This window comes from Microvirga alba (assembly GCF_015694465.1).
GTDB lineage: Bacteria > Pseudomonadota > Alphaproteobacteria > Rhizobiales > Beijerinckiaceae > Microvirga > Microvirga alba.
In genome coordinates, this window is the sequence record NZ_JADQDO010000004.1 from 1 (window position 1) to 26,437 (window position 26,437).

Below are 26,437 nucleotides of genomic sequence, written 5' to 3' on the forward strand. Positions count from 1 at the left end.
TCGAAGCGGCGAACGAGGGCTATGACATTGTCCACGCCTCTGTCGATTTCCGGCTCGCTGACAATTTGGAAGCGCTCATTCTGGAGGGGCAACGGGCCACGACAGGAATCGGCAATAATCTTGATAACACGCTGACAGGGAACTCCGCGAACAACACCCTTATCGGCGGCGGCGGGAACGACTATCTGGACGGACGAGATGGCGCTGATCGCATGGTCGGCGGTGCAGGCGATGACACTTATATCGTCGACAACATCGGCGATGCCGTCATCGAGGATGCAGGAAGCGGCATCGACCGCGTGCTGACGTCGGTAAGCTATACGTTGGGCGTCAATGTCGAAAACCTGACGGCGGCAATTGGCACCAACGCGCTCTCGCTGACTGGCAATACATTAAATAACACGATCGTCGGAAACGCCGGAAACAACCAGCTCGCCGGAGGTCTCGGCAAGGACACATTGACCGGCGGAAGTGGTCAGGACACGTTTGTCTTCAACACCAAGCTGAATGCCAAGACCAATCTGGACAATATCACCGACTTCAATGTGAAGGACGACACGATCTGGCTGTCCCGCTCGATTTTCAAGGCGCTGGGTAAGAAGGGCACCCCCGCCAGTCCGGCCAAGCTCGACAAGAAAATGTTCTGGGTCGGCCCCAAGGCGCACGACAAAGACGATCGCATTATTTACGATAAGGCGAAGGGCATACTCTATTATGATGCCGACGGCTCCGGTGCCGGTAAAGCAATCGCTTTCGCCACCGTCCCTAAAAAACTCAAGATGACCGCCGCAGATTTTTTCATCATCTAAGACCCGGCGACATCGGCGGGAGTACGAACGGCGGTCATTCGGTCGCCGTTCGTATTTTGTCGTGACCGCGCGAATAGATGCCCCGAGTTTCTAACGCGTGATCTCAACGACCAAGTGCCAGCTTCACTCCACGGCTCGAAGACCGCTCCTCTGAGGGCGAAGAAGATCCGCCTGCGCTCCAGCTTCGCCATCCTCGAATTCGAGCGTCTCGATTTTCTGGCCGCGCTTCACGATCTTGTCCGTCGAAATGCGAATCTGCGCCACGTCGTCCTGTGCCTGGCGGAAATGAGCGTCCAGCTTGGCAACACGGCCGTCCAGGCGCTCGATATCCTCAAGAAGCTTCTGCACCTCGACCTGGATGACGCGCGCCTCCTCGCGGATGCGGGCGTCGCGGACGAGCGCCTGCATGACCTGGATCGCAAGCGCGAGAAGGGATGGGGAAACGATCACGATGCGGGCGCGATGCGCCTTCTGGACCACGTCATCGAAATGCTCGGCGAGATCCGCATAGATCGACTCCGCTGGTACGAACATCATCGCGATGTCCTGCGTCTCGCCGGGAATGAAATACTTCTCCGAAATATCCCTCACATGGACGAGCATGTCGTTGCGAACGCGGGTCGCTGCCTGCTTGCGCGCCTCCTCGCCCTTGGCCTCGCGGAACTGGCTGAACCCTTCGAGCGGAAACTTGGCATCGACCACGAGCCCGCGCTCGTCACCCGGTAGTCTGACGATACAATCGGGCCGCGTGCGGTTGGAGAGCGTGGGCTGGAATTCAAAAGCACCGTTCGGCAGCCCGTCCCGGATGATGGCTTCCATGCGGCCCTGCCCGTAGGCGCCGCGACTTTGCTTGTTGGCCAGAATGTCCCGCAGGCCGACAATTTCGCCGGTGAGGTCGGTCAGATTCTTCTGCGCCGCATCGATGACCGCGAGGCGTTCGTTGAGTTTGGACAGATTTTCCGACTGGCGTTGCGTCGTCGCTTCCAACCCCTGCCCGACCCGGTGCTGGAGCCCGTCGATCCGCTCCGAGATCAGCCGGACGAAATCGCTCTGACGGGATCCGAACACTTCGGCGATGGTCTGCATCCGCCCGGTCATTTCGGCCTGGATACGGGTCAGTTCGGCGACCTTGTCGTCCATCTCCCGGGCCCGTTCATCGGAAACGGCTGCCTCAAGGGCCCGCTCTCGCCGCGTCCTCAAAAGGAGCGCCGTCACGATCAACAGAAGCACGAGGCTCAAGCACGCCATCCCGAGCACGAGCTTTCCCCACGTGAGGGGCATTGAGCCAAGGACCAGCACGACGTCGTTCATGAATATCAAGCTTCCGGTTGACGGATGCATCCGAACATAAGACGAACGATTTGACCATCCCGAGCCAAGCCCTTATCTCCGGCAATCATGACCATCAGACCTCTTGTCATTCTTCCCGACCCCAAGCTCCGCCTCGTTTCCGAGCCCGTGGCGACCATCACGGACGAGATCCGCAAGCTCGCCGACGACATGCTGGAAACCATGTATGACGCCCCCGGCGTGGGCCTCGCGGCAATCCAGATCGGCGTGCCCTTGCGGGTCGTGACGATGGACGTGTCGAAAACGGAGAACGAGCATCAACCCATGGTGCTGATCAATCCGGAAATCGTCTGGGCCTCGGACGAAAAGCGCGTCTACGAGGAAGGCTGCCTGTCGATCCCCGAATATTACGAGGAGGTCGAGCGGCCGGATCGGGTCCGCTTCCGCTATATGAGCCTCCAGGGTGAGACCATCGAGCAGGAGGCTGCGGAGCTGATGGCGACCTGCGTGCAGCACGAGATCGACCACCTCAACGGCATCCTGTTCATCGACTATCTCTCGAAGCTCAAGCGCGACAGGGTCGTGACCAAGTTCAAGAAGGCCGCCAAGCGTGAGGTGGGCGGCGCATGAGCCTTCGCATCGTTTTCATGGGGACGCCCGATTTCGCGGTGCCCACACTCTCCGAGATCGTCGGCCAGGGGCACGAGGTCGTGGCGGTCTACACCCGCCCACCCGCCGCTGCAGGGCGCGGCATGGAGCTGAAGCCCTCCCCCGTCCACCGGATGGCGGAGCGGTTCGGGCTCAATGTGTTCACGCCGAAGACCCTTCGGACGGACGAAGCGGCTGAGATTTTCCGGAGCCATGAGGCGGATGTGGCCGTGGTTGTGGCCTATGGCATGCTGTTGCCGAAATCGATCCTCGATGCGCCCGAGCTCGGCTGTCTCAATCTCCACGCCTCGCTCCTCCCCCGCTGGCGGGGCGCTGCGCCGATCCAGCGCGCGATCATGGCGGGCGACAAGGAAACCGGCGTCGCCGTCATGAAGATGGAAGAGGGTCTGGATACCGGCCCCGTCGCCATGGTCGAGCGCGTGGCGATTACCCCCGAGATGAATGCGGGCGAGTTGCACGACAAGTTGATGGGGCTCGGCGCCGACCTGATGGTGCGGGCGCTCGCCGCCCTCTCACGCGGCGGCCTGAACTTCACGCCGCAACCTGAGCAGGGCGTGACCTACGCCCACAAGCTGACGAATGACGACGCCAAGGTCGATTGGTCGAGGGCCGCCCAGACGGTGCACGACCATGTGCGCGGCCTCTCGCCCTTCCCCGGCGCTTTCTTCACCGCCGATTTCGGTAAAGGTCAGGAGCGCGTGAAGGTTCTGCGCACGTCTCTCGCGGATGGCTCCGGTGAGCCCGGCAGCCTGATTGATGCAAACGGCATTGTCGCCTGCGGCAGCGGCTCCATTCGCCTCCTTCAGGTGCAGCGTGCTGGCAAGGCGCCGATGAACGCGGATGAATTCCTGCGCGGCGTGAGGCTTGGCGCGGGGGCACGGCTCTAGGATGCCCCGCTACAAGCTCGTCGTCGAATATGACGGCACGCCCTTTACCGGCTGGCAGCATCAGGCGAATGGCCTCTCTGTGCAGCAGGCGGTCGAGGTCGCGATTGCCCGTTTCGCAGGCGAGACGGTTCGGATTCACTGCGCGGGTCGCACCGATTCCGGCGTTCATGCGACGCACCAGGTCATCCATGTGGATTTGAGCAAGGATTGGCGCTCCGACACGGTCCGCGACGCCACCAACGCGCATCTGAAACCCGCCCCCGTCGCGATCCTCTCCGCGACCCTCGTGCCGGAGACCTTCAACGCCCGCATCTCGGCGATCAAACGCCACTACGTCTATCGCATCCTCAACCGGCGCGCGCCACCGGCGCTCGAGGTCAACCGCGTGTGGCACGTAGCCTGGCCGCTCGATTCCGACATCATGCACGAAGCCGCCCAGACGCTCCTGGGAAAGCACGATTTCACCACCTTCCGCGCGGCCGAATGCCAGGCGAACAGCCCAATCCGCACGCTCGACCGCCTCGATGTGGAACGGATCGGCGACGAGATCCGGGTTTATGCCTCCGCGCGCTCGTTCCTGCATCATCAGGTCCGCTCGATTGTCGGCACGCTGGAGCGGGCCGGAGCCGGACGCTGGACCGTCGCCGATGTCCGCGCGGCGCTCGACGCGTGCGACCGCACACGCTGCGGCCCGATGGCCCCGTCGATGGGGCTCTACCTGATCGGTGTCGATTACCCGGAGTAGAGCATGATCAGGCTCTAGCTCAGCAAGCCCCGCGTCAAAGCGCCTATGAGGGTATTGAGCACCACGCCCAAGGCGACGATGCCGAAGGCCGGGATGCCTGGCAGGCCCAGCGTCGCCTTGGTGGCGAACCATTGCAGCCGCAAGAACACGATCGAGAAAGCAAGACCGAAGATGCTCGCCAGCGCGGGCGTGGCCCAGCCCAGCAGCAGAAGCAAGGCCGGGAGAGACAGCACCAGCAATCCGATGGCGGTGACCCAGTTCGCGACGATGACGAAGGGGACATAGCGATGGGTGAGCTGCATTCGGCGCGCGATCCAGATCATCGCGACCGGAAGGGCGATGAAACTGGCCCCGTAGCCGAGCGCCACCGCCAGATCGATCCCGGCACTGCCGAGAAGGCCTTGATCGGATTGCGACAGGCCGAGCCGGACCCGCTCGCAGGCCAGCGAGACGACATAGGCGGGAAGCGTCAGCCAGATCGCCGTGAACGAGCGCCAGAAGCCCCGCTCGCTCATGTCGAAGGCTTGCAAGCCCTCCACGCGGTTGTTGAGCAGATCGAGCGTTCCACGGAACGAACGGTTCACTTCATCGGCAGTGACGATCATGGGCGACACCGGAAAGACGTTGCTCACGAAAACCGGTAGAGCCCGCAAACGTTCCTGCGTGACTTAGACTTTAGTTTTATGAAACCGAGAAATTTCTAAGCCGAAACAGCGAAGTAGGCGTCGAGAACCTTGCCGTAGATCGTCGCAAGCCGGTCGAGATCGGCGACCGGGACGCGCTCATCGATCTGGTGCATGGTCTGTCCGACAAGGCCGAACTCGACCACCGGGCAATCCCGGACGATAAACCGGGCGTCGGACGTTCCGCCCGTGGTCGAAAGCTTGGGGCGAATGCCGGTCTCGGCTTCGATCGCGTCCGCGATGAAACCGACGAAGGCGTTCGGTTCGGTGATGAAGGCAACCGCGTTGGTCGGCTCGACGGTCAGCGTGTAGCGAACCGTGTTTCCGGCCGCCTCACGGAGCCTGCGGGCGATTTCCTCTTCAAGGCTTTGCGGCGTCCAGAGATCGTTGAAGCGGATATTGAAGGTCGCCCGCGCGTCGGCCGGAATCACATTCGAAGCGGGGTTGCCCACGTCGACCGTCGTCACTTCCAGATTCGAGGCGTCGAAATGGGCGGTGCCCCGATCGAGCGGCTCGCGCAGGAGACCATTCAGCAAACGCAGCATCCCCGGGATCGGGTTGTCGGCTAGATGCGGGTAGGCGACGTGGCCTTGCTTGCCTTCGACGACGAGCTTTCCCGTCAGCGAGCCGCGCCTGCCGATCTTGATCATGTCGCCGAGCTGGTTCGGATTGGTCGGCTCGCCGAGGATGCAATGATCGAAGCGCTCGCCCCGCGCCCGCGCCCAGTCGAGCAGCTTGACCGAGCCGTTGATGGCCGGGCCTTCCTCGTCTCCAGTGATGAGGAAGCCGATGGAGCCTTTGAAATCCGGGTTGGCACGAATGAATTCGATCGCCGCCGCCATCATGCAGGCGACGCCGCCCTTCATGTCGACCGCGCCGCGCCCGAAAAGCTCGCCCTCTTCGATGGCCCCGCTGAAGGGATCGTGCCGCCAGCGATTGATGTCGCCGGGTGGAACCACATCCGTGTGCCCTGCGAACAGCAGATAAGGCTCAGTCTTGCCGTAGCGGGCGTAGAGATTCTCGACATCGGGCGTGCCGGCCTCCGAGAACACCGGCCGATGCACTTCGAACCCGGCTTCCCGGAGGACGCCCTCGATGAAGGTCAACGCCCCGCCCTCCGCGGGCGTGACAGAGGGGCAGCGCAGAAGGGATTGGGCGATATGGAGAGGGGAAGTGTCGTGCGGCATGGCTACTCATGACGCACGTTACCCTCGGAAATCAATCCCCAATGGGCTGCAATTGCATGGCCGGCTGCGCTTCGCCAAGAGGGTCAGGCCCGAACCGGTTCGGGCCGACGGTGCCGCGAAGGAAGCCAAGCTGAATGAGGAACCAAATCGACACGATGCCAAGCCAAGCGATCAGCATGAAAGCCGGCGCGGGAAACCACAACAATTCCTTCGCACGCTCCCCAAACAAGGCGATGTCACCGGTTTCGCCAATCGAATTGGCAAAGACCTTCAGGATCACGACCAAGATCGCGAAGGGAATCGCGTGCAAAAGCTGCCACCACCCGCTTTTGTCTCGATCATGTAACCGCCGCGTCCACAATGAAACGCAATGGGCGAGCAAAGCGAGACCAATCGCTTCAAAACCGATTTCCTGAAGGAGACTTCCGAAGACGCTGTCCGCAAGCGGAGCGAGCTGGTCCAGCGCAATACCAATAAGAATGTTGCATATGAGGCCTTTCCAGAAAACAGCGCGGTTCATGCGCCCCGAAAAGCCGAAAAGATGCTGCAACAGTTCCACAACGTTCCCCTAGCAAAAAACCGAAACAATATTGCTAGAGGGTATCTATTTTGCAAGAAAATGTTCTCAATCCCGGAGCAGCTCGTTGATCGCCGTCTTCGCCCTCGTTTGCGCATCGACGCGCTTCACGATGACGGCGCAATAGAGTGACGGGCCGGGGGTGCCATCAGGCAGGGGCTTGCCGGGGAGCGAGCCGGGAACCACGACGGAGTAAGGCGGTACGCGGCCGATGAAGACCTCGCCCGTGTTGCGGTCGATGATCTTGGTGGAGGCGCTGATGAACACCCCCATGGAGAGGACAGAGCCCTCGCCGACGATCACGCCCTCGACCACTTCCGAACGCGCGCCGATGAAGCAATTGTCCTCGATGATGGTCGGGTTGGCCTGAAGCGGTTCCAGCACGCCGCCGATGCCGACGCCGCCGGAGAGATGCACATGCTTGCCGATCTGGGCGCAGGAGCCGACCGTCGCCCAGGTATCGACCATGGTGCCCTCGTCCACATAGGCGCCAAGATTGACGAAGGACGGCATGAGGACGACGTTCGGGGCCACATAGGCGCCGCGACGCACGACGCAGTTCGGCACGGCACGGAACCCCGCCTGCTTGAACTCGGCGTCTGACCACCCATCGAACTTGGACGGCACCTTGTCCCACCAGACAGCATCGCCGGGCCCACCCTTGATCACCGCCATGTCATTGAGGCGGAAGGACAAAAGCACGGCCTTTTTCAGCCATTGATTGACCTGCCACTCGCCGCCGATCTTCTCCGCGACGCGCGCCTGCCCGGAATCGAGAAGCTTGAGCGACCACTCCACGGCCTCGCGGATGGCTCCGGTCGTGGCGGGGCTCACATTGGCCCGGTCTTCCCAGGCGGCTTCGATGGTGTGGGCGAGATCGGTGCGGGACATGGAGAACTCGAGCAGGAGGTTCGATGCAGACTGATTAGCAATGGCTTTCCGGCCTGTCACCTGAGAGACTGTTTCAGGGAAGCAGTTTAGCCGCCTGACAACGGCTACGCTGTTGCGCTACACAGTTATGGATCTTTCGCATCTTCGAGTTCGATTGTTATGACCACCGTCCGCGACGTGCGTAGCGTTCTCTACGCCACCGCCATCCTCTTCGCGGTCGCGATCGTCGGCATTCGCGGTCTTTTCCTGTGGCTGGAATATCGGAATGCCATCGACCGCGCGGAAGCATCGACTCGCGATCTTGCGCTTCTGGTCGAGGAGAATACCAAGCGGGCGCTCGAAACGAGTGATCTCTTGCTGCGTGAGATCGTCGTCTATGTGCAGTCGAAAGGCGGGGTCGAGGCTGCCGCCGACTCAAGCGACATTCACGATTTTCTTGCCAGCCTGACTGAACGGTCCGCGACCAGCGACCAATTCCTGATCGTCGATTCCCATGGGTTTCCAGTTGCGACTTCGAGCAACCCCGCGCCGATGCGGACCAGCTTTGCGGACGTCGCCTGGTTCCTGTCCCTTCGTGACGGCGCGGAAACGTATATCGGCGACCCCTTCGTCCGGGGAAAAGGCGAGGAGATGCTTTATACCTATAATCGTCGCATCGATGACGCGAATGGCACGTTCGCGGGTGTCGCGCACGTGATTCTCAAGCCGACCATTCTGCAGACGATTTCGCGGCCGGATGCCGGTGCCGACAACCTGATTCTGGGGCTTTGGGGCCGCGACGGGCGCATCATCGCCCGAACCGGCCTGACCCCGGAGCAGCTCAATTTCAGCCTCGCACAGTCGCGGATATTGAATGCGATGGCTTCAGAGAAGTCGGGGACGTTTCGGTCAGACGTAACGGCAGATCAAGTTGAGCGGATCGTGTCGTTCCGCCGCCTCGAGCAATGGCCGGTGATCGTGACGGCGAGCATTCCGCTGGCGACGGCCCTCTCTTCCTGGACTGGGGGGTTCTATTGGAGCACGGCGCTCGCCGCCGTCGTCCTCGCCGCGTTCGGCGGACTGACGACGATCGGCGCGCGGCTGAGCTACCGGGTGGAGGAAACGCAAAACCAGTTGCAGAAGGCCAATGACGATCTCGCACAGGCCAACACCGATCTCGAAAAGGCCCTCGCCGACAAGGTCGTCCTGCTCCAGGAGATCCACCACCGGGTGAAAAACAACCTCCAGGTGACCTCCAGCCTGCTTCAGATGCAGTCGCGGCGCTTCACGGATCCGACTGTCAAGGCCGCCTTCAGGGAAACGCAGGATCGCCTGCGTTCCATCGGCCTGATCCACGATACTCTCTATCGCAGAGAGACCGGCGGGATGGTCGATTTGCAGGAATATCTCGATCGTCTCATCAACGAGCTGTCCGCGACCTATGGCGCGGCAGATCGCGGCATATCGGTCGAGCTCAATGCGGAGCCGATTTCAATTGGCCTCGAGCGCGCCGCGCCCCTCGCCCTTGCGATGACGGAGGCCATTTCGAATGCCTTCAAGCACGCCTTCGAGCCCGGTCGGGGCGGGCGAATCGTCATATCGGCGGTGCGGATCGACGATCAGATCGAAGTGTCCGTCCGCGATACGGGAAAAGGCGTATCGGACGTGAGGGAAACCGATTCATCCCTTGGAATGAGACTGATTCGCGCCTTCGCCGACCAGCTTGGCGGCAGCTTCAGCATTGAGGCGAAGGACGGAACGATCTTCCGGCTGCGAATTCCGGCATGATGGCTGAGAGTGAATGATGATCGAAATCGGCGTTCTTGAACCGCATGAAACGAATACCGCCGTCGCGCTTTGGCGAAAGGTCAACCTGACGCGTCCCTGGAACGATCCTTACGCGGATATCGAACTGGCCCTGAAGACGCCACTGTCGACGGTGCTTGTCGGGCGGCTGAACGGTGGGGTGGTCGCGACGGCCATGATCGGGTCGGATGGGCACCGGGCCTGGGTCTATTACCTCGGCATCGATCCCTCCATTCAAGGTCAGGGTCTGGGCCGGAAGATGATGGAGGCTTGCGAAGCGTGGGCGAGCGAGCGAGATGTGCGCAAGATCCAATTGATGGTGCGCAACGACAATCTTTCTGTCCGCGAGTTCTACAAATCGCTTGGCTATGATTTAAGCGAAGTGGTCGTGCTGTCGCGCTGGCTAGACGACAACAGCAAAGAGCTAGAACGCCGTGCGCTGGCGGATCGCCGCTGAGAGGGTGCCCTCGTCGAGATAGTCGAGTTCGCCGCCGACCGGCACGCCATGGGCGAGCTTCGTCACCTTCACCGGCAGGTGGCTCAAGAGATCGGTGACGTAGTGGGCCGTGGTCTGGCCGTCGACGGTCGCACTCAGCGCCAGGATCACTTCGACGACGCCGGGTCGAGACGCCCTCTCGACCAGACGGTCAAGGTTCAGATGTTCGGGGCGCACTCCATCGAGCGGCGAGAGCACGCCGCCGAGCACGTGGTAGAGCGCGTTGATGGCCCCCGAGCGCTCGAGCGCCCAGAGATCCGACACATCCTCCACCACCACAAGGATCGAGGCGTCGCGGCGGTGATCCCGGCAGATGGTGCAGGGATCGGACGTATCCACGTTGCCGCAGGACGAGCACACCACGATCCGCTCATTGGCGACGCGCATGGCGTCGCTCAACGGGTTGAGCAGGGTCTCCCGCTTCTTGATGAGGTGCAGAGCCGCGCGCCGGGCCGAGCGCGGACCCAGTCCCGGCAGGCGAGCCAGGAGCTGGATCAGGCGTTCGATTTCCGGACCGGCGACGGACTGGGCCATGAATGTCTCAGAAGAGCTTCAGGCCGGGCGGCAGCGGCAGGCCCTTGGTCAGATCCGCCATGCGGTCCTGCGCGGCGCGATCGGCCTTGGCCCGCGCGTCGTTCATCGCCGCAACGATGAGATCTTCGAGAATTTCCTTCTCGTCCGCATTCATGAGCGACGGGTCGATGTTGATGGCCTTGAGGGCGCCCTTGCCGGTCACCTTGACGGTGACGACGCCGCCGCCGGCGGTGCCTTCGACTTCGACATTCTCGAGCTCGGCCTGAGCATCCTGCAGCTTCTGCTGCATGGCCTGGGCCTGCTTCATCAATCCCATCATATCGCGCATGATTCTTACTCCAGTTCGTCTTCGGCGTCGGTTGCGCCGAGAATGTCCATATCGGCCTCGGCGGACGCATCCTCGCCCGCCTTCTCAGCGCGATCGACCACGTTCACGATCTGCGCGCCGGGAAACTTCGCGAGCACCGCCTGCACCAGAGGATGGCTCGTCGCCCCCTCCTTGCGTTCGCGCTCGGCGGTGTCGGCCTGCTGGCGCAGTGTCGGAGCGCCTTCGTCGGATGACAAGGCGATCATCCAGCGCTGGCCGGTCCATTGCTGCAGGGCACGCGCCAGATCGTTGGCAATCGTCCGGCTGCCGCCCTCGGCCAGATTGAACTCAATGCGGCCTTCCTCGAACCGGACGAGGCGGACATCCCGTTCAAGCGCGGTTTTGAGAACGATCTCGCGCTGCTCGGCCGCGAGCGCCACCACATCCTCGAACCGCCGCAGCCGCATGACCGGCGCGGTGCCTTGAGGCTGAGGCCGGGGCTGCGGCATCGGCTGGGAGGTCGCGAGCGCCACGTTGCCGGACGTCATAGGCCCGGTGGACATGGGCGGTGATGGCGGCGGGGACGAGGGCCCGCTGGAAGGGGCGGGAGCACCGTCTTTCAACGCGCGCAGGGCCTCATCGGGCGTCGGCAGATCGGCGGCGTAGGCAAGGCGCACGAGCACCATTTCCGCCGCAGCAATGGGACGGTTCGAGGCCTGGACCTCGGGGATGCCCTTCAACAGAATCTGCCACGCGCGAGACAGGGTCCGCACGGAGAGTTTCTGCGCATATTCCGTGCCGCGCGCACGCTCGATCTCGGACAACGCGGGGTCCTTCGCCGCGTCGGCGATCAGTTTGAGACGCGTGACCACGTGCGAAAAGGCGGCCAGATCGGACAGGATGACGCTGGGGTCGGCCCCCGCATCATATTGCGAGCGAAGCCCCGCGAATGCGGCGGGCACATCACCCCGCATCACCGCCTCGAACAGGTCGATGACGAGCGTGCGGTCGGCAAGACCCAGCATGTCGCGCACGGTCTCGCCCTGCACCACGCCCGCGCCGTGGGCGATGGCCTGATCGAGGAGGGAGAGCGAATCGCGCGCCGAGCCTTCCGCCGCGCGGGCGATGGCGGCAAGCGCCTCCTGGTCGGCTTTGACGCCCTCGGCATCGCAGATGCGGCCAAGATGGGCGACGAGCTTGTCGGCCTCGATGCGGCGCAGGTCGAAGCGCTGGCAGCGGGAGAGGATCGTGACCGGGACTTTGCGGATTTCAGTGGTGGCGAAGATGAATTTCGCGTGCGGCGGCGGCTCCTCAAGCGTCTTCAGGAAGGCATTGAACGCCTTCTCCGAGAGCATGTGGACCTCGTCGATGATGTAGACCTTGTAGCGCGCGGAAACCGGTGAATAGCGGATGCCGTCGATGATCTGGCGGACGTCGTCGATGCCGGTATGAGAGGCGGCGTCCATTTCCAGCACATCCACATGCCGCGATTCCATGATCGCTTCGCAATGCAGACCAAGCTCGGGCATATGGATCGTCGGCGCGCCGGTGCCGTCGGATTTCTGGTAGTTCAGGCCGCGGGCCAGAATACGGGCCGTCGTGGTCTTGCCGACGCCGCGAACGCCGGTCAGCATCCAGGCTTGCGGGATGCGCCCGGTCTCGAAGGCGTTCGAGAGGGTGCGCACCATCGCCTCCTGACCGATCAGGTCGTCGAAAGTGCGCGGGCGGTATTTGCGGGCAAGGACACGATAGGGCGATCCCGGCGCGGCGGCAGGCGCGGGAGGGAAACCCGGCAAGGCCGGCTCGTCGTTCAGGGGCGTGCCGGTTGTGGTTTCGTCCATCGGCTCTGAGGGCTCTGGGATATGGGGCGCCAACTTAAAGGCGCCAGGGTGGGAGGCTGGACGAAGACCCGTTCGGTCTCGTTAGGGCTGCTTCCTTCCGGATCTGACCCGGTTGGCGAGTGAGACGTCCCTCGCCAACCTCCCGTCGCCTATATGGAGTTTTCGCCTCAGGAACGCAAGCAGCGTTGTGGCGGGCGCGCTCAAGCCCCTCCCCCGTCATTCCGGGGCGAGCAAAAGCGAGAGCCCGGAACCCATAAACGCCAACACATCCAAACAGAGCGCATCGTTCGGGTTGCGGCTTATCTCCGAACGTCGGCGGCTACGGGTTCGGAATGGCGGGATCAGCGACGGGGGATAGGCATAAGATGCCAAGCTCGGCTAACGTCATGCCCATGAGTTCACCTTTCCAACTCGATTCGCGGCTTGAAGCCGATACGATCCCGGTCGGGGACCTGTCCCTGTCCTCCGTTCTGCTTCTGAACGACGCCCGGTTCCCGTGGTTCGTGCTGGTGCCGCGCATCAACGGCTTGAGCGAGTTGACGGACCTCTCGGATGAGCAGGCCGTCCAGCTGATGCAGGAAATCCGCATCGCGACGAAGGTCATGATGAGCCTTGCAAAGCCCGACAAGGTGAATGTGGGCGCGCTCGGCAACATCGTGACGCAGCTTCATGTCCATGTGATCGGGCGCTTCCGCTCCGATCCCGCCTGGCCTGGCCCCGTCTGGGGTCACGGCACCCGCACCCCCTACCCCGACCATGCGGCGGCCGCCCTGATCGAGCGTGCCACCACCCTTTTCGCGGCGGCCTGACCCCATGACATCTTCCCCCGGCTACATCACGAACCCTCTCGTGCGCCACAGCGCGGAGCGGGACCCCGAAGCGCTCGCGCGCCATGTGAACGACCCGCATGCAGCCATGGTGATCGTGGCGGGAGACATCCCCATCCTCCAAGCCGGAGAGCCGGGAACCGGTCTTTTGCCCGCATCCGCCTTGAAGCGGCTCACAACCCATCACGAGCAAGTCTTTCTCGGCACTCTTAAAGATCGCCCGGTCATCGCGACCCTCGCGCCGCCCGAAGCGGTGGATCTGTTTCAGGACGACCCGGCCTTCGCCGTCACCGATCTGCGCTCGATCGCGGTGCAGGGTCTGGTGCCGACGGAGGAGCTCGGCACGCTCGCCATGGCGAAGTCGATGCTCGGCTGGCACGCGCGGCATCGGTTCTGCGCCAACTGCGGCGCGCGGACAGAGCCCGCCCATGCGGGCTTCCGGCGCGATTGCGCGGCGTGCCGCACGGAGCATTTTCCCCGCACGGACCCGGTCGTGATCATGCTGGTGACACGAGGCGGCAAATGCCTGCTGGGGCGTCAGAGCCGGTTCAATGCGAAAACGTATTCCTGCCTCGCGGGATTTCTGGAGCCCGGCGAGACGATCGAGGATGCGGTGCGGCGGGAAACCTTCGAGGAAGCCGGCATCCGCGTCGGCAAGGTTCGTTACCTCGCCTCGCAACCCTGGCCGTTTCCGTCATCGCTCATGATCGGATGCGTGGGCGAAGCCGAGACCGACGAAATCACCATCGATACCGCCGAGCTGGAAGATGCCCGCTGGTTCACGCGCGATGACGTGCGCCGCATGCTCGACGGCACGCACGAAAACTTCGCCGCGCCCTCCCCCATCGCCATCGCGCATCACCTCCTGCGCGAATGGATGCGTAGTTAGAGTCAGTTGAAAACACCGACCTCATCCTGAGGAGCCGCGAAGCGGCCATGACTCCTTGTAGGATTCGCGCCATCCCTGAACGTGCGCGCGGGCGATGCCATCGGCATCCCCGTCACGCGCGTCACGGATGAGAATCGTCACTCGGCCGCTTCCTTGATCTTTTCGCGGAACGGATGGGCCGGATACACGCCGAGAATACGCAACTCGCGGGAGAAGAACTCCAGCTCCTCGAGCGCACGCTTCAGGTTCACGTCGTCCGGGTGGCCATCGACCTCGGCATAGAATTGCGTCGCCAGGAACTCACCCTCCAGCATGTAGCTTTCGAGCTTGGTCATGTTGATGCCGTTCGTCGCGAAGCCGCCCAGCGCCTTGTAGAGCGCCGCCGGAAGGTTGCGGACCCGGAACACAAAGGAGGTGACGGTCGGCCCGTTGCCCGCCGGAGCCCATCGCGCTGTCTTGGAGAGGATGACGAAGCGTGTCGTGTTGTGCGCCTCGTCCTCCACATCCTCGGCCAGGATCTTCAGCCCATAGATCTTTTCCGCCATGCGGGGGGCGAGCGAGGCCTTGGTCGGGTCCTTCCACTCGGCAACTTCGCGCGCCGAGCCCGCCGTATCGCCCGCCACATGGGCTTTCAGCCCGAGCTTGCGGATGATCTTGCGGCACTGGCCGAGCGCGTGGACGTGGCTGTGTACGCTCTTGATCGTGCCGAGATTGGCCTCGGGCACAGCCATGAGCTGGAAATGGATCGGCAGAAAGTGCTCGCCGATGATGTGAAGACCTGATGTCGGCAGGAGATGGTGGATATCCGCCACGCGGCCGGCGATCGAGTTCTCGATCGGGATCATGGCGAGCCCCGCCTGCCCCTCGTCCACGGCGGCGAAGGCATCCTCGAAGGTCGGGCAAGGAAGCACCTGCCACTGGGGATAGACCTCCTCGCAGGCGATATGGGAGTTTGCTCCCGGCTCGCCCTGGAACGAAATGATCTTGTTCATGGTTTCCTCCGGGCCGCGATGATCTCGCGCGCCCTTTCCAGATCGTGAGGGGTATCGACACCGAGCGGTACGTCATGGACCAGAACCGCATCGATGCGCATGCCGGCCTCCAGCGCGCGCAATTGCTCAAGCTTTTCGCGGAGCTCCAGCGCGGATGGCGGCAGGTTGACGAAGCGTTGCAGGGCTTTGCGACGATAAGCGTAGAGGCCGATATGGTGATAGAGCGGCCCCTCCCCGTAGGGTGCCATCGCACGGGTAAAGTACAGCGCGCGGAATCGGCCGGGCGAAACCTCGCTTCCCACCATCTTGACGACATTGGGATCGGCCCGCTCCTCCTCCCGCTTGATCACCGCCACGAGCGTCGAAAGATCGACGGCGGAATCGGACAGGGGAGCAATCGAAGCGGCGATAGCGCGCGGGTCGACTGTGGGAAGGTCACCCTGGACGTTGACCACCACATCGTGGCGGCCTTCCGGGTCGAGTTTTTCCACAGCCTCGAAGATGCGGTCGGAGCCGGAAGCGTGATCGGCACGGGTCAGGACGGCCCTGCCCCCGGCCCGGGTCACGGCCTCGGCGATTTCGGGGGCATCGGTCGCGACCGCGACCGGCCCGATTCCCGCCTCTTGAGCCCGGCGCAGCACATGGACGATCATGGGCTCACCCGCAATATCGGCCAGGGGCTTGTTTGGCAGGCGGGTTGCGGCGAGGCGTGCCGGGATCAGCACGAGAGGATCGGACATGGTGCAGGCCCAAGTGAACTTTGCGCGTCCTTACCAAGACGAGGCCGTTTTGTCATGGTCGGCCCGGATCTCTCACCGGGTGAAAGCACACCGCTGCCCCCAAAACACCTCGCTGCGACCACGAGACCGGCGAAAACCCGCGCGCCCCCCATTGTCAAAACCCCATCTCTGCGGCTAAGCAACGCCACGGTCGCGGGCACCCGTTCGCGCCCGACTTGTTCTGTTGCGCTGGTTTCGCCGTTATCCAAGGCGAGGAGAGCCTAATCCATGAATATCGAGACCAATAAGATCGCGGGCGCCGTATTCGGCTCGCTTCTTTTCGTGGTTGGCGTCAACGTCATCGCCAGTGGTCTGTTCGCGCCGAAAAAGCCAGCCGTTCCCGGCTACGATCTTCCGGCGCCGGAAGAGGCCGCAGCCGGTGGCGCAGCCGCTCCGGCCGCCCCGGCCGAGCCCCTGCCCGTCCTCCTCGCCAAGGCCGACCCGGCCAAGGGTCAGTCGGCTGCCAAGAAGTGCGCCGCCTGCCACACCTTCGAAAAGGGCGGCGCGAACAAGGTTGGCCCGAATCTCTACGGCCTCGTCGACCGTGCCGTCGCCTCTCACGCGGGCTTCAACTATTCGGCGGCCCTGAAGGGCAAGGGCGGCAACTGGACGTACGAAAACATCGACCATTTCATCACGTCGCCCAAGAGCTACGCCCCCGGCACCATCATGGCCTTCGCCGGTGTTGCCCAGGCTCAGGAGCGTGCGGACATTCTGGCTTACCTGCGGACCCTCTCCGACAGCCCGGTCCCCTTCCCCGCACCGTAAGGTACGGATCATTTCCCCATCTTAAAGCCGGGCCGTTAAGCCCGGCTTTTTCTTTTGCGCGTTATCCCTTGCGCTCGTCCGGTTCTAGGCAAAGATGGAATGCCTTGGACAGACGCCTCATTCGCAGGAGACGCCTTGTGATCCGCCCGATAATGCTCAGCCTTTTTGCCGCCTGCCTCGCCGCCTCTCCCCTCGCGGCGCAGGAGCCCGTGTGGCGGCATGGGTCAGCCTTGCTCGGCCAACCGAGATATACCGCCGACTTCAAGCATTTCGATTACGTGAACCCGGACGCTCCCAAGGGCGGCCTGGTCCGGCTGGGCGTTCAAGGCACATTCGACAGCTTCAATATCGTCGTCGCGGGGGTCAAGGGATCACCCGAACAGGGGCTCGGGCAGATCTATGAAACCCTGACGACATCGTCCCTCGACGAGGCAAGCACGGCCTATGGCCTGCTTGCCGAAGCATTCACCTATCCGGAGGACTTTTCGTCGGTCACCTTCCGCCTTCGCCCGGAAGCGCGCTGGCATGACGGGAAGCCGGTCTCGGTCGAGGATGTGATTTTCTCGTTCCAGACCTTGAAGGCCAACAGCCCGACCTATGCCTTCTATTACACCAATGTCGTCAAGGCGGAGAAGGTCGGCGAGCGTGAGGTCAAGTTCACCTTCGACGAGAAGGGTAACCGGGAGCTGCCGCAGATCATGGGGCAGCTCATCATCCTGCCGAAACATTGGTGGGAGGGCACGGCCCCGGACGGCCGCAAGCGCGACGTCACGCAAACCACCCTCGAGCCGCCGCTCGGCTCGGGCCCCTACCGGCTCAAAAGCTTCGATGCCGGACGCAGCGCATCTTACGAGCGCGTGAAGGATTATTGGGGCGCGTCCATCAACGTGAATGTCGGGCAGAACAATTTCGACGAAATCCGCTTGGAATATTACCGGGACGCGACCGTCCTGCTTGAAGCGTTCAAAGGCGACCGAACGGACTTCCGGACCGAGAATAGCGCCCGGAACTGGGCGACGGGATACAATTTCCCGGCCCGCCAGGAGGGCCGCGTCATCCTCGAAGAGTTTCCGATGCGCGCCATGGGCCGGATGCAGGCCTTCGTCCTCAACCTGCGGCGCGACAAATTCAAGGACCCACGCGTCAGGCGGGCGCTCAATCTCGCCTTCCCGTTCGAGGAGATCAACAAGGCGATCTTCTCCGGGCAGTACGAGCGCATTTCGAGCTATTTCTACGGCCTCGACCTGGCCTCATCCGGTCTACCCGAAGGTCGGGAACTGGCGATTCTCGAAACGGTTCGGGACAAGGTGCCACCGGAGGTCTTCACGACGCCCTACAAAAACCCCGTCAGCGACTCGCCAGAGGCGACCCGCAACAACCTGCGCGTGGCCGACCAGCTCTTGCGAGAGGCCGGCTGGGAATTGAAGGACCGCCGGCGGGTCAACGCCAAGGGAGAAACCTTGACCGTCGAGTTGCTCGGCGACAGCCCGAACGACGAGCGCGTGTTCCTGCCTTACAAAGCCTCCCTCGACCGCCTCGGCATCGTCACCTCGGTGCGCATCGTGGATGATGTCCAACACGTCAACCGAATCCGCGCTTTCGACTTCGACGTCGTGTCGGGGATCTGGGCGCAATCCCTCTCGCCGGGCAACGAGCAGCGTGAATTCTGGGGCTCGCAGGCGGCCCAACGCCCCGGTTCGCGAAACACAGCCGGCATTGCCGATCCGGCAATCGACGCGCTGATCGATCGGGTGATCTTTGCCAAGGATCGCGATGAGCTGGTGGCCGCAACCAAGGCGCTCGACCGGGTTCTGCTCGCGCATGACTACATGGTTCCGCAATGGACCTATCTGAAACAGCGCACCGCCCGCTGGAACCGCTTCAGCCACCCTGAGACGATGCCGCGCAATGGCGGCGCGGCCTTTCCGACGATCTGGTGGTATGATGAGGCCAAAGCCGCCAAAACCGGAGCGCCTCGATGAAACACCCGAACCGCCGAGGTCTTTTGATCGGCGGGGCCGCGATGACGGCCCTGTCCAGTCTGCCTCGGCGCGGCATCGCCCAATCGACCGGCGAGACTGAAACCTATGGTCTCTCCAGTTTCGGCGATCTGAAATACGGCGCCGACTTCAAGCATTTCGACTACGTGAACCCGGCGGCCCCGAAAGGCGGCCTGCTCGCGATCCAGATCAAGCAGAGCACGGGCAATCAGAACTTCGACACGTTCAACACCCTCAACATTTTTGTGCTGCAAGGCGATGGCGCAGCCGGGATGGGGAGCACCTTCGACAGCCTGATGTCGGCGGCAGGCGACGAACCGGATGCGCTTTACGGGCTTGTCGCCCGCAGTGTTCGGATCTCGGACGACAAGCTGACATACCGCTTCTTCTTGCGCCCGGAAGCGCGCTTTCACGACGGCTCGAAACTGACCGCCGGCGACGTGGCCTTTTCGCTCAATATCCTGAAAGAAAAAGGCCACCCGGTCTATCGCTCCGTTCTCACGCAGATGACGGCCGCCGAGGCCGAAGCGGACGACATTTTGCGCGTTCGGTTTTCGCCCAAACGCAGCCGTGACCTGCATCTCGTCGTGGCAGGGACGCCGATCTTCTCCGAGCGTTATTGGCGAGGTCGCGACTTCGAGGCCTCGACGCTCGAAGCCCCGCTCGGCTCGGGCGCTTATAAGGTCGGCCCTTTCGAGCAGGGCCGTTTCATTGAGTTCACGCGCGTGCCGGATTACTGGGCCAAAGACCTGCCCGTGAATGTCGGCCTGAATAATTTCGACCGCGTCCGCTACGAATATTTCCGCGACCGCGCGGTGGCTTTCGAGGCTTTCAAAAGCGGCGTCCTCAATTTTCAGGAGGAATACACCTCACGCACCTGGGCGACGGGCTACGATTTCCCCGCCATCCGCGAAGGCCGCGTGAAGAAGGAGGCGCTTCCGAACGACGCGCCCGCGCCCATTCAAGGGTGGTATTTCAACACGCGCCGCGACGCCTTCAAGGATCCGCGCATCCGCGAAGCCATCGGGCTCGCCTTCGATTTCGAGTGGACGAACACGAACATCATGTTCGGCTCCTACCGTCGACTGACCTCATTTTTCGAGAATTCGGACATGAAGGCTGTTGGAGTTCCCTCACCTGAGGAACTCGCGCTGCTCGAACCCTTCCGCGGCAGGGCGTCGGAATCGGTTTTTGGCGAACCCTATCTGCCGCCGGTTTCCGACGGTTCCGGCCAGGATCGCAAGCTGCTGCGCCGCGCCGATGAGCTGTTGCGCGCGGCGGGTTGCAAACGGGAGGGCAGCGCGCTGAAGCTGCCGAACGGCCAGCCCTTCCGCATCGAGTTCCTCGATTTTTCGGCCAGTCTGCAACCGCATACGGAGCCGTTCCAAGCCAACCTGAAACGGCTCGGCATTGACGCCTATTCTCGCATCGTGGATGCGGCACAATATCAGCGGCGATTGAACGACTACGATTTCGACGTGACCAGCCGCGCTCTCGCAGGCTCACCGACGCCGGGCGATTCCTTGCGGATCGTCTATGGCTCGCAGGCGGCCCAAACGCCGGGAAGCCAGAACCTCGCGGGTATCGCCGATCCCGCCGTCGATGCGCTGGTCGAACGCATTGCCGATGCGAAAACGCGGGCTGAACTTGTCACCGCCTGCCGCGCCCTCGACCGGGTCCTGCGCGCAGGCCAATATTGGGTGCCCATGTGGTGGAAAGCCAACAACTGGCTCGCCTATTGGGATCAGTTCTCCCACCCGGAGAAAAAGCCGCGTTTCAGCACGGGCGCACCGGATACGTGGTGGTACGATGCCGAAAAAGCCAAGCGGATCGGACGAGGGTGACGATTTGAGCCAGATCGTGGCAGCCCCAGCCGTTGCGGGCGTTCCCCGCCTTGTCCTGCGCCTGGAAGGGCTGGTTCTTTTCGTGCTCGCAACAGCGGCCTATGCTTATGCCGGGCTGTCCTGGTGGCTTTATGCGATTCTCTTCCTTAGCCCGGACCTTGGCTTTGTTGCCTATGGGGCTGGCCCAAGGATCGGAGCTATGATCTACAATATCCTTCACTCGACGATCGGGCCTGCGATGCTGGCGGGGATCGGGCTGTCTCTGAACAACCCGCTCCTCATCGGTCTGGCCGCGATTTGGGCGGCTCATATCGGACTGGACCGCATGTTAGGATATGGATTGAAGTACGCGACCGCCTTTGCAGACACCCATCTCGGCCGTATCGGCCGTGACCGTGCGGTCGTTTGATGTTCGCCTATATCGCACGTCGCATCCTGCTCATGGTCCCGACCCTGTTGGGCATCATGCTGATTTCCTTCACCCTCGTGCAATTCGCACCCGGCGGTCCCGTGGAGCGCATCATCGCGCAGCTCCAGGGGCAGGATTCGAGCGCGACGTCCCGCATCTCGGGCGGCGGTGGCGATTTCTCCGGCGGCCAGGGCGCGGCGGGCGGCGGCGCGGCCGATACGTCCTCGTCCCGCTATCGCGGCGCGCAGGGACTCGACCCGCAATTCATCAAGCAGCTCGAAGTGCAGTTCGGCTTCGACAAGCCCGCGCCCGAGCGCTTCATGAAGATGCTCTGGGATTATGCGCGCTTCGATTTCGGGAAGAGTTATTTCCGCGACATCTCGGTGTTGCAGCTCATCAAGGAGAAGCTGCCGGTCTCGATCAGCCTCGGGCTCTGGATGACGCTTCTGTCCTATGCCATCTCGATTCCGCTCGGCATCCGCAAAGCGGTTCAGGACGGCTCGTCCTTCGATATCTGGACATCGGCCATCGTCATCATCGGCTACGCGATCCCCGGCTTTCTGTTCGCGATCCTTTTGATCGTGCTCTTTGCGGGCGGCTCGTTCTGGCAGTTCTTCCCGTTGCGCGGATTGACCTCGGAGAACTGGTCGCAATTGTCGCTCGCCGGCAAGGCTCTCGACTATCTGTGGCACATCACCTTGCCGATCACGGCCATGGCGCTCGGTGCCTTCGCCACCTCGACCTTGCTGACGAAAAACTCCTTCCTCGACGAGATCCGCAAGCAATACGTGCTGACCGCACGCATGAAAGGTCTGTCGGAGCGGCAGGTGCTCTACGGCCACGTCTTCCGCAATGCGATGCTGATTGTCATTGCGGGTTTTCCCGGCGCGTTCATCGGCGCGTTCTTTGCCGGCGCGCTGCTCATCGAGACGATTTTCTCCCTCGACGGCCTTGGCCTGCTCTCGTTTGAATCGATCGTGAACCGCGATTACCCGGTCGTGTTCGCCAATCTCTACATCTTCTCGCTCATCGGCCTGGCCGTGAACCTGATCTCGGACCTCACCTATACCTGGATCGATCCGCGCATCGATTTCGAGACGCGGGAGACGTGAGATGAACGAGAGCATCCCCGTCGCACCCACCGCCACTGCACCCGTTGCACCGCCTTTGCCGCGAGAAGGCTTCATTCGCCTCTCGCCGCTCAACCGGCGTCGCTTGCAGAACTTCAAGGCGAACCGGCGCGGCTATTGGTCGTTCTGGATTTTCCTCGTCCTGTTCGGGTTGAGCCTTTGCGCCGAACTCATCGCCAACGACAAGCCGATCCTCGCCTCCTACAATGGTGAGATCCTCTACCCGGCTTTCGTGGATTACCCGGAAGAGAAATTCGGCGGATTCCTGGCGCAGACCGACTACCGCGATCCCGTGATCTCGAAGGAGATCGAGGCGCATGGCTGGCTGCTCTGGGCGCCGATCCGCTTCTCCTACAACACGCATAATCTCGACCTGCCGGTTCCTGCGCCCGCGCCTCCGACGTGGATGCTGAGCGATGCGCAGTGCCGCTCCATCGCGGAACGCACGGGCGGCACCGGATGCCGCGACATCGAATGGAACTGGCTCGGCACGGATGACCAGGGTCGCGATGTCGTCGCGCGCCTGATCTACGGCTTCCGCATCTCGGTTCTGTTCGGCCTCGTGCTCGCCGGCATCTCGTCGATCATCGGCGTGCTGGCAGGAGCGGTGCAGGGCTATTTCGGCGGATGGGTCGATCTGCTCTTCCAGCGCTTCATCGAGGTCTGGACCGCGATCCCGGCGCTCTACCTGCTCATCATCATTTCCGCGATCATCACGCCAAGCTTCTTCGTGCTGCTCGGCATCCTGCTGCTGTTCTCGTGGGTATCGCTGGTCGGCGTGGTGCGCGCCGAATTCCTGCGCGCTCGGAACTTCGAATATGTGCGCGCGGCGCGGGCGTTGGGCCTCTCCAACGCCACCATCATGTTCAAGCATCTGCTGCCGAACGCCATGGTCGCGACGCTGACCTTCCTGCCCTTCATCCTCAACGGCTCGATCACGACCTTGACCTCCCTCGACTTCCTCGGTTTCGGCCTGCCTCCCGGCTCGCCCTCGCTCGGCGAAATGCTTGCGCAAGGCAAAGCCAACCTGCAGGCGCCGTGGCTCGGGCTGACGGGCTTCTTCGTCATCGCGCTCATGCTGAGCTTGCTGATCTTTATCGGCGAAGCCGTGCGTGACGCATTCGATCCGCGGAAGGCCTTCCGATGAGCGAACCTCTGCTTTCCGTCCAGGACCTCTCCATCGCGTTCCGACAGGGCGGGCGCGATACGCTCGCGGTCGACCGCATTTCGTTCGACATCAAGCCCGGCGAAACGGTGGCGCTGGTGGGCGAATCCGGCTCGGGCAAATCGGTTTCCGCGCTCTCGATCCTCAAGCTCCTGCCCTATCCGACCGCCCATCACCCTTCGGGCCGTATCCTGTTCAAGGGCAAGGACCTGATCGGGGCGGACGAGGACGAGATGCGCCGCGTGCGCGGCGACGACATCACCATGGTGTTTCAGGAGCCGATGACCTCGCTCAATCCGCTCCACACCATCGAGCGGCAGATCGGCGAAATCCTCAAACTGCATCGCGGTCTCTCCGATCGCGAGGCGCGAGCGCGGACGCTCGAACTCCTGACGCTTGTCGGCATCCGCGACGCGGAGAGCCGCCTCGGCGCCTATCCGCACCAGCTCTCGGGCGGCCAGCGCCAGCGCGTGATGATCGCCATGAGTCTCGCCAACGAGCCCGACCTGCTGATCGCCGACGAGCCGACGACGGCGCTCGACGTGACGGTGCAGGCGCAGATCCTGAAACTGCTTGGCGAGCTGAAGAGCAGGCTCGGCATGGCCATGCTGTTCATCACGCACGATCTCGGCATCGTGCGCAAAGTGGCCGACCGCGTCTGCGTGATGCTGCGAGGCGAAATCGTGGAACAGGGAACGGTCGAAGAGGTCTTCGGCAATCCGCAGCATCCCTACACGAAGAAGCTCCTGGCGGCGGAGCCGAAGGGCCGCGCCAATCCGGTTCCCACTGATGCGCCGACCGTTGTCGAGGCAGGCCCGATCAAGGTCTGGTTTCCGATCAAACGCGGTTTCTTCCGCAAGACAGTCGGGCATGTGAAAGCGGTCGACGGTGTGTCGGTTCGCGTCCGTAAGGGCGAGACCGTTGGCGTCGTCGGCGAGTCCGGTTCCGGCAAGACGACGCTGGGGCTCGCGATCCTGCGCCTTGTCTCGTCGGAAGGGCCGGTGGTCTTCCTCGGCAACCGCATCGATGGACTGCGCTCCCGAGACATCCGCCCGATGCGCAAGGATTTGCAGGTGGTGTTCCAGGACCCTTACGGCTCCCTCTCGCCGCGCATGTCGGTGGCGGAGATCGTGGAGGAAGGGCTTCTCGTCCAGAACAAGAGCCTCACTTACGCCGAGCGCCGCAACATCGTCGCCCGCGCCCTGCACGATGTGGGGCTCGACCCGGCGACCATGGACCGCTACCCGCATGAATTCTCGGGCGGGCAGCGCCAGCGCATCGCCATTGCCCGCGCCATGGCGCTGGAGCCGCAATTCATCGTGCTCGACGAGCCGACCTCGGCCCTCGACATGTCGGTGCAGGCGCAGATCGTCGAATTGCTGCGCGATCTGCAGAAGCAGCGCCATCTCGCCTACATGTTCATCAGCCACGACCTGAAAGTGGTGCGCGCGCTCGCAAACCATGTCGTTGTCATGGAGAACGGCAAGATCGTCGAGGAAGGATCGGCGGAGAGCATCTTCGCGGCCCCGCAGAAGGAATACACCCGCGCCCTCTTCGCGGCGGCGTTCAACCTCGAAACGCTCGGCACGAACGCGGTCCGGCAATAGGCTCCTTCACGACCTATCGCGTATTGTGCCGTAATGCCGTATCAGTTTCTGATTCTCCCCGCTTGAAGGATTCCACCATGCCTCGCGCTCTCGTCATCGTGCTCGATTCCGTCGGTATCGGCGGCGCCGAGGACGCGGATGCCTATGGCGATGTCGGGGCGGATACGGTCGGACATATCGCGGAAGCCTGCGCGGCGGGCCGTGGCGATCAGGCGGGGCTGCGCCAGGGCCCGCTCCATCTGCCGCATATGACCGCCTTCGGCCTCGGGCTTGCCTGCGAGGTCTCGACCGGCCGCTTGCCGCCGAACCTTGCGCCGCAAGGAGCGCTCAAAGGAGCCTGGGGCTACGGCGTCGAGACGTCGAAGGGCAAGGATACGCCGTCCGGCCATTGGGAAATCGCGGGCGTGCCCGTCACCTTCGATTGGGGCTACTTCCCCAACACGGTGCCGTCCTTCCCCAAGGAATTGACGGAGGCGCTGATCGCGCGCGCCGGCATTCCCGGCATTCTCGCGGACAAGCACGCCTCCGGCACCACCGTCATCGACGAATATGGCGCGGAGCATGTGCTCACCGGCAAGCCGATCTGCTACACCTCGGTCGACAGCGTGCTGCAGATCGCCGCTCACGAGGAAACCTTCGGGCTGCAGCGGCTCTATGATCTCTGCAAGATCGCGCGTGACCTCTGCGATCCTTACAATATCGGCCGCGTCATCGCGCGCCCGTTCGTCGGCTCGGCGGAGACGGGTTTCAAGCGCACCGGCAACCGCAAGGATTTCGCGGTGTTTCCGCCCTCCGACACGATCCTCGACACCTTGCACAAGGCGGGCCGCGCCATCGTCACCGTCGGCAAGATCGGCGACATCTTCGCGCATCGCAGCACGGGCGAGGAAGTGAAACCCAACGGCAACGACGCCTGCCTGTCAGCCGCCATCACGGCGATGAAGGACTTGGCCGATGGCGGTTTCGTGTTTGCCAATCTCGTCGATTTCGACTCCGAATTCGGCCACCGCCGCGACATCCCCGGCTACGCCGCCGCGCTTGAGGCGTTCGACCGGCGCGTTCCCGAGATCGAAGCCGTGCTGCGGCCTGGCGACCTCGTCATCATCACCGCCGACCACGGCAACGACCCCTCCTGGCGCGGCACCGACCACACCCGCGAACACACGCCGATCCTGTGCTTCGGGCCGGGCGTGAAAGCGGGGCAGATCGGGCGGCGGGAGAGCTTTGCCGATATCGGCGCAAGCGTGTTGGCGCATCTGGGCGTCAGGCACCCGGGCAAGGGCGCGGCCTGGCTCTAGCTGTTGAGCCTCATTGCGCCAGCACCAA

Annotated in this window: 26 protein-coding genes and 1 other RNA gene; 16 read left to right on the plus strand and 11 right to left on the minus strand. The window is 63.0% G+C overall.

Annotated features, from left to right (window positions below):
- On the plus strand, positions 1-809 hold an 809-nt coding region (locus tag I2H38_RS09805), incomplete at its 5' end, for a M10 family metallopeptidase C-terminal domain-containing protein (protein WP_196271676.1).
- A gap of 123 nt (positions 810-932) precedes the next feature.
- On the opposite strand, the gene I2H38_RS09810 is transcribed toward I2H38_RS09805, so the two are convergent.
- Positions 933-2,120 (minus strand): DNA recombination protein RmuC, encoded by a 1,188-nt coding sequence (locus tag I2H38_RS09810; protein ID WP_196271677.1) that lies wholly within the window; start codon positions 2,118-2,120, stop codon positions 933-935.
- An 87-nt stretch (positions 2,121-2,207) separates the two neighbouring features.
- Here I2H38_RS09810 and def point away from each other — a divergent pair, with 87 nt between their 5' ends.
- Genes def through truA form a run of 3 tightly spaced genes read left to right on the plus strand, consistent with a single transcriptional unit; the run spans position 2,208 to position 4,400 of the window.
- The gene (def, locus tag I2H38_RS09815; protein WP_196271678.1) at positions 2,208-2,729 is read left to right on the plus strand and encodes a peptide deformylase; all 522 of its coding nucleotides are present in this window, start codon (positions 2,208-2,210) and stop codon (positions 2,727-2,729) included.
- Positions 2,726-3,655: a methionyl-tRNA formyltransferase gene (gene fmt, locus I2H38_RS09820; protein WP_196271679.1), complete on the plus strand. Its 930-nt coding sequence runs from the start codon at positions 2,726-2,728 to the stop codon at positions 3,653-3,655. The genes def and fmt overlap by 4 nt, the downstream gene beginning before the upstream one ends.
- Before the next feature lies 1 nt (position 3,656).
- Positions 3,657-4,400, plus strand: a complete 744-nt coding sequence (gene truA, locus I2H38_RS09825) for a tRNA pseudouridine(38-40) synthase TruA (RefSeq protein ID WP_196271680.1) — start codon at positions 3,657-3,659, stop codon at positions 4,398-4,400.
- A 14-nt stretch (positions 4,401-4,414) separates the two neighbouring features.
- Here truA and I2H38_RS09830 read toward each other — a convergent pair whose 3' ends face one another.
- From I2H38_RS09830 to dapD, 4 genes are all read right to left on the minus strand, one after another.
- Complete coding sequence (locus I2H38_RS09830; RefSeq protein WP_196271681.1) at positions 4,415-5,005, minus strand: hypothetical protein; 591 nt, start codon at positions 5,003-5,005, stop codon at positions 4,415-4,417.
- Positions 5,006-5,100: 95 nt separating this feature from the next.
- On the minus strand, positions 5,101-6,270 hold the full coding sequence (gene dapE / locus I2H38_RS09835; RefSeq protein WP_196271682.1) for a succinyl-diaminopimelate desuccinylase: 1,170 nt from the start codon (positions 6,268-6,270) through the stop codon (positions 5,101-5,103).
- A 31-nt stretch (positions 6,271-6,301) separates the two neighbouring features.
- On the minus strand, positions 6,302-6,829 hold the full coding sequence (locus I2H38_RS09840) for a DUF805 domain-containing protein (protein ID WP_196271683.1): 528 nt from the start codon (positions 6,827-6,829) through the stop codon (positions 6,302-6,304).
- 66 nt (positions 6,830-6,895) lie between these two features.
- On the minus strand, positions 6,896-7,738 hold the full coding sequence (gene dapD / locus I2H38_RS09845; RefSeq protein WP_196271684.1) for a 2,3,4,5-tetrahydropyridine-2,6-dicarboxylate N-succinyltransferase: 843 nt from the start codon (positions 7,736-7,738) through the stop codon (positions 6,896-6,898).
- A gap of 159 nt (positions 7,739-7,897) precedes the next feature.
- On the opposite strand from dapD, the gene I2H38_RS09850 reads away from it, so the two are divergent.
- Together I2H38_RS09850 and I2H38_RS09855 are read left to right on the plus strand one after the other, a co-directional pair.
- On the plus strand, positions 7,898-9,505 hold the full coding sequence (locus I2H38_RS09850; RefSeq protein ID WP_196271685.1) for a sensor histidine kinase: 1,608 nt from the start codon (positions 7,898-7,900) through the stop codon (positions 9,503-9,505).
- 13 nt (positions 9,506-9,518) lie between these two features.
- A complete protein-coding gene (locus tag I2H38_RS09855; RefSeq protein WP_196271686.1) occupies positions 9,519-9,980 on the plus strand; it encodes a GNAT family acetyltransferase in 462 nt (153 codons plus the stop codon).
- Here the strand turns inward: I2H38_RS09855 and recR are convergent.
- The 4 genes from recR to ffs all read right to left on the minus strand — a co-directional run bounded on the left by recR (position 9,948) and on the right by ffs (position 12,845).
- The gene (gene recR / locus I2H38_RS09860) at positions 9,948-10,553 is read right to left on the minus strand and encodes a recombination mediator RecR (RefSeq protein ID WP_196271687.1); all 606 of its coding nucleotides are present in this window, start codon (positions 10,551-10,553) and stop codon (positions 9,948-9,950) included. The two genes, I2H38_RS09855 and recR, sit on opposite strands and share 33 nt — an antisense overlap.
- Before the next feature lie 7 nt (positions 10,554-10,560).
- The gene (locus I2H38_RS09865) at positions 10,561-10,881 is read right to left on the minus strand and encodes a YbaB/EbfC family nucleoid-associated protein (RefSeq protein WP_196271688.1); all 321 of its coding nucleotides are present in this window, start codon (positions 10,879-10,881) and stop codon (positions 10,561-10,563) included.
- Positions 10,882-10,886: 5 nt separating this feature from the next.
- A complete protein-coding gene (locus tag I2H38_RS09870) occupies positions 10,887-12,701 on the minus strand; it encodes a DNA polymerase III subunit gamma/tau (RefSeq protein ID WP_196271689.1) in 1,815 nt (604 codons plus the stop codon).
- A 47-nt stretch (positions 12,702-12,748) separates the two neighbouring features.
- An RNA gene (gene ffs / locus I2H38_RS09875) (signal recognition particle sRNA small type) lies at positions 12,749-12,845 on the minus strand.
- A 248-nt stretch (positions 12,846-13,093) separates the two neighbouring features.
- On the opposite strand from ffs, the gene I2H38_RS09880 reads away from it, so the two are divergent.
- Entirely contained in the window at positions 13,094-13,510 is a 417-nt protein-coding gene (locus tag I2H38_RS09880; RefSeq protein ID WP_196271690.1) for an HIT domain-containing protein, read from the plus strand.
- A gap of 4 nt (positions 13,511-13,514) precedes the next feature.
- Entirely contained in the window at positions 13,515-14,417 is a 903-nt protein-coding gene (nudC, locus tag I2H38_RS09885; RefSeq protein ID WP_196271691.1) for an NAD(+) diphosphatase, read from the plus strand.
- A 137-nt stretch (positions 14,418-14,554) separates the two neighbouring features.
- Here nudC and I2H38_RS09890 read toward each other — a convergent pair whose 3' ends face one another.
- Together I2H38_RS09890 and I2H38_RS09895 are read right to left on the minus strand one after the other, a co-directional pair.
- Positions 14,555-15,409, minus strand: coding sequence for a prephenate dehydratase (locus tag I2H38_RS09890; protein ID WP_196271692.1), 855 nt, complete (start codon positions 15,407-15,409; stop codon positions 14,555-14,557).
- Entirely contained in the window at positions 15,406-16,149 is a 744-nt protein-coding gene (locus I2H38_RS09895) for a 3-deoxy-manno-octulosonate cytidylyltransferase (RefSeq protein WP_196271693.1), read from the minus strand. The genes I2H38_RS09890 and I2H38_RS09895 overlap by 4 nt, the downstream gene beginning before the upstream one ends.
- Positions 16,150-16,416: 267 nt before the next feature.
- On the opposite strand from I2H38_RS09895, the gene I2H38_RS09900 reads away from it, so the two are divergent.
- From I2H38_RS09900 to I2H38_RS09935, 8 genes are all read left to right on the plus strand, one after another.
- Complete coding sequence (locus I2H38_RS09900) at positions 16,417-16,956, plus strand: c-type cytochrome (RefSeq protein WP_196271694.1); 540 nt, start codon at positions 16,417-16,419, stop codon at positions 16,954-16,956.
- 152 nt (positions 16,957-17,108) lie between these two features.
- Positions 17,109-18,938 (plus strand): extracellular solute-binding protein, encoded by a 1,830-nt coding sequence (locus I2H38_RS09905; RefSeq protein WP_196271931.1) that lies wholly within the window; start codon positions 17,109-17,111, stop codon positions 18,936-18,938.
- Entirely contained in the window at positions 18,935-20,800 is a 1,866-nt protein-coding gene (locus I2H38_RS09910) for an extracellular solute-binding protein (RefSeq protein ID WP_196271695.1), read from the plus strand. The genes I2H38_RS09905 and I2H38_RS09910 overlap by 4 nt, the downstream gene beginning before the upstream one ends.
- On the plus strand, positions 20,766-21,209 hold the full coding sequence (locus I2H38_RS09915; RefSeq protein WP_196271696.1) for a DUF4260 domain-containing protein: 444 nt from the start codon (positions 20,766-20,768) through the stop codon (positions 21,207-21,209). Before I2H38_RS09910 ends, I2H38_RS09915 begins: the two co-directional genes overlap by 35 nt.
- Positions 21,209-22,321 (plus strand): microcin C ABC transporter permease YejB, encoded by a 1,113-nt coding sequence (locus tag I2H38_RS09920; RefSeq protein WP_196271697.1) that lies wholly within the window; start codon positions 21,209-21,211, stop codon positions 22,319-22,321. The genes I2H38_RS09915 and I2H38_RS09920 overlap by 1 nt, the downstream gene beginning before the upstream one ends.
- A gap of 1 nt (position 22,322) precedes the next feature.
- Complete coding sequence (locus tag I2H38_RS09925) at positions 22,323-23,486, plus strand: ABC transporter permease (RefSeq protein WP_196271698.1); 1,164 nt, start codon at positions 22,323-22,325, stop codon at positions 23,484-23,486.
- The gene (locus I2H38_RS09930) at positions 23,483-25,111 is read left to right on the plus strand and encodes an ABC transporter ATP-binding protein (protein WP_196271699.1); all 1,629 of its coding nucleotides are present in this window, start codon (positions 23,483-23,485) and stop codon (positions 25,109-25,111) included. Before I2H38_RS09925 ends, I2H38_RS09930 begins: the two co-directional genes overlap by 4 nt.
- 77 nt (positions 25,112-25,188) lie before the next feature.
- Positions 25,189-26,409, plus strand: coding sequence for a phosphopentomutase (locus I2H38_RS09935; RefSeq protein WP_196271700.1), 1,221 nt, complete (start codon positions 25,189-25,191; stop codon positions 26,407-26,409).
- Positions 26,410-26,437: the final 28 nt, after the last annotated feature.

What these genes read in the sequence shown, in the direction of transcription:
- I2H38_RS09870 (WP_196271689.1), bottom strand. Translation starts at nt 12,701, where the DNA reads ATGGACGAAACCACAACCGGCACGCCCCTGAACGACGAGCCGGCCTTG.
- I2H38_RS09935 (WP_196271700.1), top strand. Translation starts at nt 25,189, where the DNA reads ATGCCTCGCGCTCTCGTCATCGTGCTCGATTCCGTCGGTATCGGCGGC.
- I2H38_RS09895 (WP_196271693.1), bottom strand. Translation starts at nt 16,149, where the DNA reads ATGTCCGATCCTCTCGTGCTGATCCCGGCACGCCTCGCCGCAACCCGC.
- I2H38_RS09905 (WP_196271931.1), top strand. Translation starts at nt 17,109, where the DNA reads ATGCTCAGCCTTTTTGCCGCCTGCCTCGCCGCCTCTCCCCTCGCGGCG.
- I2H38_RS09915 (WP_196271696.1), top strand. Translation starts at nt 20,766, where the DNA reads ATGCCGAAAAAGCCAAGCGGATCGGACGAGGGTGACGATTTGAGCCAG.
- I2H38_RS09930 (WP_196271699.1), top strand. Translation starts at nt 23,483, where the DNA reads ATGAGCGAACCTCTGCTTTCCGTCCAGGACCTCTCCATCGCGTTCCGA.
- I2H38_RS09900 (WP_196271694.1), top strand. Translation starts at nt 16,417, where the DNA reads ATGAATATCGAGACCAATAAGATCGCGGGCGCCGTATTCGGCTCGCTT.
- I2H38_RS09865 (WP_196271688.1), bottom strand. Translation starts at nt 10,881, where the DNA reads ATGCGCGATATGATGGGATTGATGAAGCAGGCCCAGGCCATGCAGCAG.
- recR (WP_196271687.1), bottom strand. Translation starts at nt 10,553, where the DNA reads ATGGCCCAGTCCGTCGCCGGTCCGGAAATCGAACGCCTGATCCAGCTC.
- dapD (WP_196271684.1), bottom strand. Translation starts at nt 7,738, where the DNA reads ATGTCCCGCACCGATCTCGCCCACACCATCGAAGCCGCCTGGGAAGAC.
- I2H38_RS09880 (WP_196271690.1), top strand. Translation starts at nt 13,094, where the DNA reads ATGAGTTCACCTTTCCAACTCGATTCGCGGCTTGAAGCCGATACGATC.
- fmt (WP_196271679.1), top strand. Translation starts at nt 2,726, where the DNA reads ATGAGCCTTCGCATCGTTTTCATGGGGACGCCCGATTTCGCGGTGCCC.
- I2H38_RS09925 (WP_196271698.1), top strand. Translation starts at nt 22,323, where the DNA reads ATGAACGAGAGCATCCCCGTCGCACCCACCGCCACTGCACCCGTTGCA.
- I2H38_RS09890 (WP_196271692.1), bottom strand. Translation starts at nt 15,409, where the DNA reads ATGAACAAGATCATTTCGTTCCAGGGCGAGCCGGGAGCAAACTCCCAT.
- I2H38_RS09850 (WP_196271685.1), top strand. Translation starts at nt 7,898, where the DNA reads ATGACCACCGTCCGCGACGTGCGTAGCGTTCTCTACGCCACCGCCATC.
- I2H38_RS09830 (WP_196271681.1), bottom strand. Translation starts at nt 5,005, where the DNA reads ATGATCGTCACTGCCGATGAAGTGAACCGTTCGTTCCGTGGAACGCTC.
- dapE (WP_196271682.1), bottom strand. Translation starts at nt 6,270, where the DNA reads ATGCCGCACGACACTTCCCCTCTCCATATCGCCCAATCCCTTCTGCGC.
- I2H38_RS09910 (WP_196271695.1), top strand. Translation starts at nt 18,935, where the DNA reads ATGAAACACCCGAACCGCCGAGGTCTTTTGATCGGCGGGGCCGCGATG.
- I2H38_RS09855 (WP_196271686.1), top strand. Translation starts at nt 9,519, where the DNA reads ATGATGATCGAAATCGGCGTTCTTGAACCGCATGAAACGAATACCGCC.
- I2H38_RS09810 (WP_196271677.1), bottom strand. Translation starts at nt 2,120, where the DNA reads ATGAACGACGTCGTGCTGGTCCTTGGCTCAATGCCCCTCACGTGGGGA.
- nudC (WP_196271691.1), top strand. Translation starts at nt 13,515, where the DNA reads ATGACATCTTCCCCCGGCTACATCACGAACCCTCTCGTGCGCCACAGC.
- I2H38_RS09920 (WP_196271697.1), top strand. Translation starts at nt 21,209, where the DNA reads ATGTTCGCCTATATCGCACGTCGCATCCTGCTCATGGTCCCGACCCTG.
- truA (WP_196271680.1), top strand. Translation starts at nt 3,657, where the DNA reads ATGCCCCGCTACAAGCTCGTCGTCGAATATGACGGCACGCCCTTTACC.
- def (WP_196271678.1), top strand. Translation starts at nt 2,208, where the DNA reads ATGACCATCAGACCTCTTGTCATTCTTCCCGACCCCAAGCTCCGCCTC.